This window comes from Nocardiopsis sp. NPDC055879, assembly GCF_053615935.1.
Genome location: NZ_JBSHCT010000071.1, coordinates 1 through 2,712, shown reverse-complemented (window position 1 = coordinate 2,712; position 2,712 = coordinate 1). Strand labels below are relative to the sequence as shown.

Genomic DNA, 2,712 nt, shown 5'->3' with positions numbered 1-2,712 from the left:
TCCGTGTACATGTGTGCCACGTGTCACACCGTTGCACAGAGGGACCCGGTTCCGGCAGGTTCGACCAGGGACACTGGTCGTTTCACCGATCCCCGTACCGAGTCACGCGCGCCACCTCGAATCGGGGATCCGCGGGAGCGAAAGCGGGCCTGGCGAAGAGGCCTTGGGGGACTTGGAACCCTTGCTCCACCTGTGGTTCCACCGCTTCGCCCCGGGGAGGCCGGCGGCCCGCCTCCACCCCCGAAAGCCTCCCTAGCGCCACTTGAACACGGCCGTCCGGGTTATCAAGACGTTACGTGCGTGCAACACCCAACCCGCGAAACAGACAAACGTGACACACGACACTATAGGTAGCTTTCTGCTGCCTTTGGGAAACCGGTGCGTGTTCTCGGACTCCCCCAAGAGTCGAAAGAACCACGCGCGGGCCACCGCAGGCCGTCGAGTTTCCACAGCCTGTGGACAACGGACTCACTCGGTCCGTACTCCTGCTCGCCTTCGGTCAGCGCAGGTCGCTCTTGGCGGTGTGGAGGAAGGCGTTCCACTCGGCCTGGTCGTAGATCAGCCCACCCAACTCACGGTTCTGGGCATCGCGGACAGCGGTACCGGTTGGCCAGTCCGCCACCTCGACACAGTTGTGGGCTCCGGAACTGTAGGAGGACTTGCGGAATTCCAGGCTCATGCTCATGTGGGAAGTCCTTCTACTAAGGGTTCCACCCGCGACTTGCGAGGATCACCTTCGGTCAGCGCAGGTCACTCTTGGCAGTGTGGAGGAAAGCGTTCCACTCGGCCTGGTCGTAGATCAGCGCACCCAACTCACGGTTCTGGGTATCACGAACAGCGGAGAAAGCGGGGGTACCGGCCACCTCAACGCAGTTGCCGTTGGCCCCGCTGTAGGAGGACTTGCGGAAGTCTGTCGGCACATGCGCCACCTCCACACACTCCCCCTGAGAGGCGCTATAGGTGGACTTGTACCAGCCCTCCGCAGGAATGCTCTGGTTCATCTCATGCCTTACATAGATGTTCGAAGACCGTCGGTATGTTGTGATGTCCGGCGGGTCCCCCATGAAGATGTCAGCGGTTGGCCCTGCCATACCCTCTGGTGCGGAAGTCATAGCGAAGATGAACTTGCTGATGCCGAGACCGGCGCTACGTGCAAGGTCATCGGCGCCTGATCGAGCCTGTCGGTTCTCCGGCCTTTCCGACCATCAGGCTTTGTTCAGGAGCACGCGTGCGTGGTGGTGAAGCAACGGTGCGAGCCCAGGGACCGCACCGGTTACCCCGGTCGTCGGAACCGATCCCGAGCAGAGACCTGGCACAGAGACCGCCACGGGTGGAGCCACTGGACTCCACCCGCGACGCTTGGGACTGTTTCACTAGCCGAGGTCGCGCTTGGCGAGGTTGAGGAAGGATTCCCACTCGCCACCGGGGAAGAAGAGCGCCCCGAGTTCGCGGTGCTTGGTGTCTCGGATGGCGGCACCGGAAATTTCGTCCGCCACCTCCACGCAGGCAGTCTGATCAGCGCTGTAGGTCGACTTCCTCCAGTTGGCTGGTCTGCGGGCATTGGCCTGGAGTTTTCGCGTCATGGATTGTCACAATTCCTTGCGGATGCCGGAGAGGAGCTTGCGGAGCATGTTGCCCCCGACGCCGGCGAGCCGGAGTTGGTTGAAGATCGCCTCATGGTTCCGAAGGTCGCGGGGGTTTTCGAGGAAGAGATTACTGCGATGCCCCTCTACGTAGACGGTCGAGAGTCCGTCCTGGGGCAACTTGAGGATCATGAAGGTCGGCACAACCATACCGACGTGTGCTCCTGCTTCGTGAGGTATCACCTGAAGTGTGACGTTGGGGTGCTCGGACAGTTCCAACAGGTGGGTCAGCTGTCCTCGCATCACTTGAGTGCCTCCGACCTGCTGACGCACAGCGCTTTCGCCGAGAATCACCCACAGCTTGGGGCCGCTGTCGGAGAGGTTCTGACTGACTCGTTGTGAGCGGACCTCGATCTGTCGTTCAAGGTCTTCTGGGCTGATAGCGCTGTTGACACCGGTGATGATGGCGCGTGCATAGTCCTCAGTTTGGAACAGACCGGTGACGACTGTGCTGGTGTAAGCCTCGATCTCAGAGGCGCTGGCCTCCAAGCCGATGAAGGTTCCGTAGCGCTGTTCCAAGTCGTAGGACTGCCACCAGCCGCGCTTGCCGGCCTGTCGTCGTAGCTGGAGCAGGGCTTCGGATTCCCGATCGGGGAGTTCGTAGTGCCGCGCCAGCTGTCGCAGCTCCTTCTCTCTGGGCACACGCTCGGCGGACTCCCACCGGCTCACCGTGGAGGTAGTCACCTCAAGGACCTTCGCAACCTGGGTGATCGTCAGCGCGTGCTGTGCGCGTAGCTGTTGGAGTTCGCGACCCAACTGCCATTGGGCGACGGTGGGGCTTGCTATCGGCATGAGGTCATCCTACATAATTAGAGTTGCCAATTAGCCTTCCCAAGCAAGTCACGCAGAGTCATACTCTGACTATGGCTAGTTCTCCCCGCTGGCGCAGGGGATTGTGCAGAACAGCGAGTACGGGCTGGCCGCCCTTCGCGGGCAACATGTCCGACGTCGGACATGAAGAAGGCCCTGGCGGGTGCTATCACCACCCGCCAGGGCCAGCCGACAACCAACCCTTCAACCAGGAGTTGCCCACCTGACCATTGTCCCTGAAATCCCCACGCCCGCCTAC

4 protein-coding genes are annotated in these 2,712 nt (G+C 61.5%); all 4 read right to left on the bottom strand.

The genetic code is table 11. From position 1 onward, the window contains the following. Positions 1-499: 499 nt before the first annotated feature. Positions 500-685, bottom strand: coding sequence for a DUF397 domain-containing protein (locus ACWGKS_RS29755; protein ID WP_452456176.1), 186 nt, complete (start codon positions 683-685; stop codon positions 500-502). A gap of 55 nt (positions 686-740) precedes the next feature. Then, on the bottom strand, positions 741-920 hold the full coding sequence (locus ACWGKS_RS29750; RefSeq protein ID WP_452456175.1) for a DUF397 domain-containing protein: 180 nt from the start codon (positions 918-920) through the stop codon (positions 741-743). A gap of 453 nt (positions 921-1,373) precedes the next feature. Then, positions 1,374-1,583, bottom strand: a complete 210-nt coding sequence (locus ACWGKS_RS29745) for a DUF397 domain-containing protein (RefSeq protein WP_452456174.1) — start codon at positions 1,581-1,583, stop codon at positions 1,374-1,376. Between the two features lie 6 nt (positions 1,584-1,589). Next, a complete protein-coding gene (locus tag ACWGKS_RS29740; protein WP_452456173.1) occupies positions 1,590-2,435 on the bottom strand; it encodes a helix-turn-helix domain-containing protein in 846 nt (281 codons plus the stop codon). Between the last annotated feature and the right edge of the window lie 277 nt (positions 2,436-2,712).